The following is a 3343-nucleotide window of genomic DNA, read 5'->3' as shown; positions in this document are numbered from 1 at the left end:
CCTACACCCTTACCCCGGGACAACCACCGCCCGGGATGGACTACCTTCCTGCGTCACCCCATCACTCACCTACTGCAAGTCTGGTTCGTCGGCTCCACCACTCCCCTTTGCCCGAAGGCTCCGGGGCGGCTTCACGGACTTAGCATCGCCTGGTTCGATGTTTGACGCTTCACAGCGGGTACCGGAATATCAACCGGTTATCCATCGACTACGCCTGTCGGCCTCGCCTTAGGTCCCGACTTACCCTGGGCAGATCAGCTTGACCCAGGAACCCTTGGTCAATCGGCGCAAACGTTTCTCACGTTTGTATCGCTACTCATGCCTGCATTCTCACTCGTGAACCGTCCACAACTCGCTTCCGCGGCTGCTTCACCCGGCACACGACGCTCCCCTACCCATCCCAGCGGGCGTTGGCCCTCATGCTGGAATGACACGACTTCGGCGGTACGCTTGAGCCCCGCTACATTGTCGGCGCGGAATCACTAGACCAGTGAGCTATTACGCACTCTTTCAAGGGTGGCTGCTTCTAAGCCAACCTCCTGGTTGTCTGTGCGACTCCACATCCTTTCCCACTTAGCGTACGCTTAGGGGCCTTAGTCGATGCTCTGGGCTGTTTCCCTCTCGACCATGGAGCTTATCCCCCACAGTCTCACTGCCGCGCTCTCACTTACCGGCATTCGGAGTTTGGCTAAGGTCAGTAACCCGGTAGGGCCCATCGCCTATCCAGTGCTCTACCTCCGGCAAGAAACACACGACGCTGCACCTAAATGCATTTCGGGGAGAACCAGCTATCACGGAGTTTGATTGGCCTTTCACCCCTAACCACAGGTCATCCCCCAGGTTTTCAACCCTGGTGGGTTCGGTCCTCCACGAAGTCTTACCTCCGCTTCAACCTGCCCATGGCTAGATCACTCCGCTTCGGGTCTTGAGCGCGCTACTGAATCGCCCTGTTCGGACTCGCTTTCGCTACGGCTTCCCCACACGGGTTAACCTCGCAACACACCGCAAACTCGCAGGCTCATTCTTCAAAAGGCACGCAGTCACGAGAACAAGGCAAGCCTTGTTCCGACGCTCCCACGGCTTGTAGGCACACGGTTTCAGGTACTATTTCACTCCCCTCCCGGGGTACTTTTCACCATTCCCTCACGGTACTATCCGCTATCGGTCACCAGGGAATATTTAGGCTTAGCGGGTGGTCCCGCCAGATTCACACGGGATTTCTCGGGCCCCGTGCTACTTGGGTGTCTCTCAAACGAGCCGCTGACATTTCGACTACGGGGGTCTTACCCTCTACGCCGGACCTTTCGCATGTCCTTCGTCTACATCAGCGGTTTCTGACTCGCCTCACAGCCGGCAGACTGTGAAAGAGAGATCCCACAACCCCGCATACGCAACCCCTGCCGGGTCTCACACGTATACGGTTTGGCCTCATCCGGTTTCGCTCGCCACTACTCCCGGAATCACGGTTGTTTTCTCTTCCTGCGGGTACTGAGATGTTTCACTTCCCCGCGTTCCCTCCACATACCCTATGTGTTCAGGTATGGGTGACAGCCCATGACGACTGCCGGGTTTCCCCATTCGGAAACCCCCGGATCAAAGCCTGGTTGACGACTCCCCGGGGACTATCGTGGCCTCCCACGTCCTTCATCGGTTCCTGGTGCCAAGGCATCCACCGTGCGCCCTTAAAAACTTGGCCACAGATGCTCGCGTCCACTGTGCAGTTCTCAAACAACGACCAACCACCCGCCACCCCGCCGGCATCAAGCCAGCGAGTACACCGGGGTCGGCACTGAAGGCAGCCATACGGCCATACCCTCAGACACCCAACAGCGTGCCCGGCCGGCTCGACGTCCGGAGATCATGCTTTCCACGCTCTTGCGAGCAGTACTAGCAGCCTCCGGCCCGTGAAACCGGCCGAATAATCAACGTTCCACCCATGAGCAACCACCGCAGAACACTCGCCTGCGTTATGGCCCTGGATCCCTTGACGGGACCTAGATGCTCCTTAGAAAGGAGGTGATCCAGCCGCACCTTCCGGTACGGCTACCTTGTTACGACTTCGTCCCAATCGCCAGTCCCACCTTCGACAGCTCCCTCCCTTGCGGGTTGGGCCACCGGCTTCGGGTGTTACCGACTTTCGTGACGTGACGGGCGGTGTGTACAAGGCCCGGGAACGTATTCACCGCAGCAATGCTGATCTGCGATTACTAGCAACTCCGACTTCATGGGGTCGAGTTGCAGACCCCAATCCGAACTGAGACAGGCTTTTTGAGATTCGCTCCGCCTCACGGCTTCGCAGCTCATTGTACCTGCCATTGTAGCACGTGTGCAGCCCAAGACATAAGGGGCATGATGACTTGACGTCGTCCCCACCTTCCTCCGAGTTGACCCCGGCAGTCTCCTGTGAGTCCCCATCACCCCGAAGGGCATGCTGGCAACACAGAACAAGGGTTGCGCTCGTTGCGGGACTTAACCCAACATCTCACGACACGAGCTGACGACAGCCATGCACCACCTGTACACCGACCACAAGGGGGCGACCATCTCTGGCCGTTTCCGGTGTATGTCAAGCCTTGGTAAGGTTCTTCGCGTTGCGTCGAATTAAGCCACATGCTCCGCTGCTTGTGCGGGCCCCCGTCAATTCCTTTGAGTTTTAGCCTTGCGGCCGTACTCCCCAGGCGGGGAACTTAATGCGTTAGCTGCGGCACCGACGACGTGGAATGTCGCCAACACCTAGTTCCCACCGTTTACGGCGTGGACTACCAGGGTATCTAATCCTGTTCGCTCCCCACGCTTTCGCTCCTCAGCGTCAGTAATGGCCCAGAGATCCGCCTTCGCCACCGGTGTTCCTCCTGATATCTGCGCATTTCACCGCTACACCAGGAATTCCGATCTCCCCTACCACACTCTAGTCTGCCCGTATCGAATGCAGACCCGGGGTTAAGCCCCGGGCTTTCACATCCGACGCGACAGACCGCCTACGAGCTCTTTACGCCCAATAATTCCGGACAACGCTCGCGCCCTACGTATTACCGCGGCTGCTGGCACGTAGTTAGCCGGCGCTTCTTCTGCAGGTACCGTCACTTTCGCTTCTTCCCTGCTGAAAGAGGTTTACAACCCGAAGGCCGTCATCCCTCACGCGGCGTCGCTGCATCAGGCTTTCGCCCATTGTGCAATATTCCCCACTGCTGCCTCCCGTAGGAGTCTGGGCCGTGTCTCAGTCCCAGTGTGGCCGGTCGCCCTCTCAGGCCGGCTACCCGTCGTCGCCTTGGTGAGCCGTTACCTCACCAACAAGCTGATAGGCCGCGGGCTCATCCTTCACCGCCGGAGCTTTCCACACTCA

At 58.6% G+C, this 3343-nt stretch carries 2 rRNA genes; both read right to left on the bottom strand.

What is annotated here, in order from left to right:
- Window positions 1-1696: ribosomal RNA gene (locus tag RM704_RS44445) — 23S ribosomal RNA — on the bottom strand; the annotation flags it as partial.
- Window positions 1697-2009: 313 nt separating this feature from the next.
- Window positions 2010-3343: ribosomal RNA gene (locus RM704_RS44440) — 16S ribosomal RNA — on the bottom strand; the annotation flags it as partial.

The sequence above is a fragment of the Streptomyces gottesmaniae genome (genome assembly GCF_031845845.1).
Taxonomy (GTDB): domain Bacteria; phylum Actinomycetota; class Actinomycetes; order Streptomycetales; family Streptomycetaceae; genus Streptomyces; species Streptomyces akebiae.
The sequence above is the reverse complement of the archived record's forward strand: the minus strand, read 5'-3'. Positions and strand labels throughout refer to the sequence as shown.